This window comes from Sphingobacterium sp. T2, from assembly GCF_000814685.1.
In the GTDB taxonomy this organism is placed as follows: Bacteria; Bacteroidota; Bacteroidia; order Sphingobacteriales; family Sphingobacteriaceae; genus Sphingobacterium; species Sphingobacterium thermophilum.
Map to the genome: position 1 here is coordinate 1 of NZ_JXAC01000155.1, position 2,924 is coordinate 2,924.

2 protein-coding genes, 2 tRNA genes and 1 pseudogene are annotated in these 2,924 nt (G+C 40.1%); 3 read left to right on the top strand and 2 right to left on the bottom strand.

Annotation, left to right across the window (positions count from 1 at the left end; all coding sequences use genetic code 11):
* Window positions 1-83 precede the first annotated feature (83 nt).
* Window positions 84-245 (top strand): annotated as a pseudogene (locus SD31_RS16135) (IS3 family transposase); the annotation flags it as partial.
* 73 nt (window positions 246-318) lie between these two features.
* On the opposite strand, the gene SD31_RS10270 reads toward SD31_RS16135, so the two are convergent.
* Together SD31_RS10270 and SD31_RS10275 are read right to left on the bottom strand one after the other, a co-directional pair.
* A tRNA-Glu gene (locus SD31_RS10270) sits at window positions 319-390 on the bottom strand.
* A 123-nt stretch (window positions 391-513) separates the two neighbouring features.
* Window positions 514-585: transfer RNA gene (locus SD31_RS10275), tRNA-Glu, on the bottom strand.
* A 157-nt stretch (window positions 586-742) separates the two neighbouring features.
* Here SD31_RS10275 and SD31_RS10280 point away from each other — a divergent pair.
* Together SD31_RS10280 and SD31_RS15420 are read left to right on the top strand one after the other, a co-directional pair.
* A complete protein-coding gene (locus SD31_RS10280; protein ID WP_197053660.1) occupies window positions 743-2,542 on the top strand; it encodes a family 20 glycosylhydrolase in 1,800 nt (599 codons plus the stop codon).
* A gap of 12 nt (window positions 2,543-2,554) precedes the next feature.
* The gene (locus SD31_RS15420) at window positions 2,555-2,758 is read left to right on the top strand and encodes a hypothetical protein (protein ID WP_052258961.1); all 204 of its coding nucleotides are present in this window, start codon (window positions 2,555-2,557) and stop codon (window positions 2,756-2,758) included.
* The last annotated feature ends 166 nt before the right edge of the window (window positions 2,759-2,924 follow it).

Here is a 2,924-nt window from a genome sequence, read left to right on the forward strand (position 1 = left end):
AAAGAACAATGAAATTATCAGAGCATGTCAGAAAGGGAAAGTGTCTAGATAATTGCTATTAATAGAGAACTTTTTGGGTACATAAAATCAGAGTTGTTTATTTAAAGAAATATAGGTCAATACTGGAATTAACTAAGGATATTATAGAATATATTAAATATTACAACAACAAAAGGATAAGAACTAATTTAAATGGAATGAGCCCGGTAGAATACCGAGCTCATCATATCAAAAATATTGCATAAATTCGTCCAACTTTTTGGGGGCAGTCCAAACGTTTAATTTGCAGGCTTTTGTATGCTTTTGATTTAATATCTGTAGCCCGTAGGGGAATCGAACCCCTGTTTCAAGAATGAAAATCTTGCGTCCTAACCCCTAGACGAACGGGCCTTTTCTGTTTCGGTGTGCAAATATAGGATTAAGTTTTTATTCTCCAAAAATAATTTAAAAAAAAGTCTTTGATTTTGTTCTCAACCCTACAACCAAAAAAGCGACTTATAAAGTCGCTTTTTGTAGCCCGTAGGGGAATCGAACCCCTGTTTCAAGAATGAAAATCTTGCGTCCTAACCCCTAGACGAACGGGCCTTTTCTGTTTTGCTGCGCAAATATAGCTCAATTTTTTAATCGTGCAAAAAAAAGTAGAAAAAAAATTAGTATCTATGTATATAATATCCAGATTATGAAAACAATAAATTTTTGTCGTTTCTTGAGTGTACTTGTTTTGAATATTTTGCTAACAATTTTGTGTGTACAGGCGCAACATGGCCCAGCGGATTTGTCCATATATTGGCAGACAGATGCAGCTTATGATGGAAAAAATCAGCTTAGATACCAGCTGGTTTTAAAAAATGATGGACGTAAAGCCTTTTCATTAAATGAGTGGGATCTCTTTTTCAACTCTATGTTTCCTATCTTGGATGAGCAGACGGAAAAGTACGCCATCAAGGATCTTAAAGGAAATGTTTTCCAGATTACTTTTTCGGGACAGACACTGCAGCCTAAAGATTCATTGGTAATAAGTTATACTTCCAAATATATTATTCCGGGTGTTTCGATGTTGCCCAACGGTTTTTACTTGCTAAACAATAAGGATAAGAAGACATTTTTTGGCATTGAGAAGGTGAGCTATAAAATGCTACAGCGCAGTGCCGAAGAAAATAGAAGTTATCTGGCAGAGCTTTACAACAAAAACAAGGCTTTTGAGAAGGCAGAAAGTAATATCCTCATTTTTCCAACCCCAAAATATCTGAAAGAGAGCAAGGGTAAATATAGAATTAAGCATAAAATCACCGTACAAGCGGATACATCCTTATACCCGATGGTGAGCAGGGAGGTGTCTTCTATTGTTTCCGTGGAGTTTACCAATGGAGGTAGTGCAGACCTTGTATTAAAACAAAATCCAAGTTTAGGAGCTGAGGCCTATCATCTCACGATATCGGAGAACCAGATTAGTATTGAGGCCAGTCAGTATGCAGGTTTTCTATATGCTATCAAGAGCATCAAATCGCTGTATAGTGGAGTAAAGCATACTTCAGGAGAGAAAGTTTTGCCATGTGTAGAAGTGAAGGATGAGCCTCGCTATGGATATCGCGGCTTCATGATGGATATCGCGCGCAATTTCAGAGATAAGTCTATCGTATTGAAGTATCTGGATTTGATGGCAGACTATAAGTTAAATGTTTTGCATTTCCATTTTATCGAAGATGAGGCCTGGCGTATTGAAATTCCCGGTCTGCCGGAGCTAACAGAGGTAGGGGCGCGCCGAAGTCCACTGTTTCATGAAGGCAACGCGCTAATGCCGGCATATGGTTCCGCAGCGGATACGCAAGCGAGATATCTTACACGCGCGGACTTTATCGAAATATTGCGCTATGCGCAGGAGAGGAATATTCAGGTGGTTCCGGAGATAGAGACTCCAGGTCATGCTCGTGCGGCTATAAAAGCTATGTGGGCGCGATACAATAGGTTTATGAGGCAAGGAAAACCTGAGTTGGCTGAACAGTATCTCCTTCATGATCCGGAAGATAAGTCAGTGTATAATACCCCTCAGAATTATAATGACAACGTGTTGAACCCTGCATTGCCGTCGGTCTACACTTTCATAGAGAAGGTTCTTGATGAATTTGCTCTTATGTATAAGGAGGCGGGAGTGCCTTTTACGAAGGTTTCCTTGGGAGGTGATGAGGTGCCGCGCGGTGTATGGGAAGGATCACCAAAGATTAAGGCCTTCATGGAAGAGCAGGGGATGAGTTCAGTACATGAGGTGTGGACGTATTATATCGATAGAATAAATAAGATATGTCTTAAAAAAGGATTACAGCTGGCGGGATGGGAAGAGATAGGCATGGTCAATAAAGGAAAGGGAATGGTCGTAAACCCCAACATGGCGGATAAACAGAATATGCAGTTGGATGTATGGAATAATGTTATTGGTGGTGGGCAGGAAGATTTGGTATATCGATTGGCCAATGCGGGTTACCCTACAGTATTGATTAGTGCTTCGAACACTTATTTTGATATGATGTGGGATAGTAAGTTTTGATGATGACCGGGATTGAACTGGGCTACTTATGCTGATCTTTATCATTCCTACTCGCTGTTTCCGGAAGACTATTTTGCTAATATCCATACATACTACAGTGGCAAGAAACTTGACAGGTCGCGCATAAGCCAATTGGAGCGTATCAATGAGAAGGGACGAGCACACTTCTTAGGAATCAAAGGAGGGGTGTTTGCTGAGACTTTGCATAAAAGATGAAAATCTGGATTATCTAGTCTTTTCTGAGGTTTTATGTATTGGCAGAGCGTAGSYTGGCGCAGCGCTAAGACTTATGAGAAGATTAAGACTTTATATCAATTCCAATTTGATGAAGCATACGTCGTTCCGTTATGACAGGAATAGGGAGGGTGGAATTGCAGGAGAT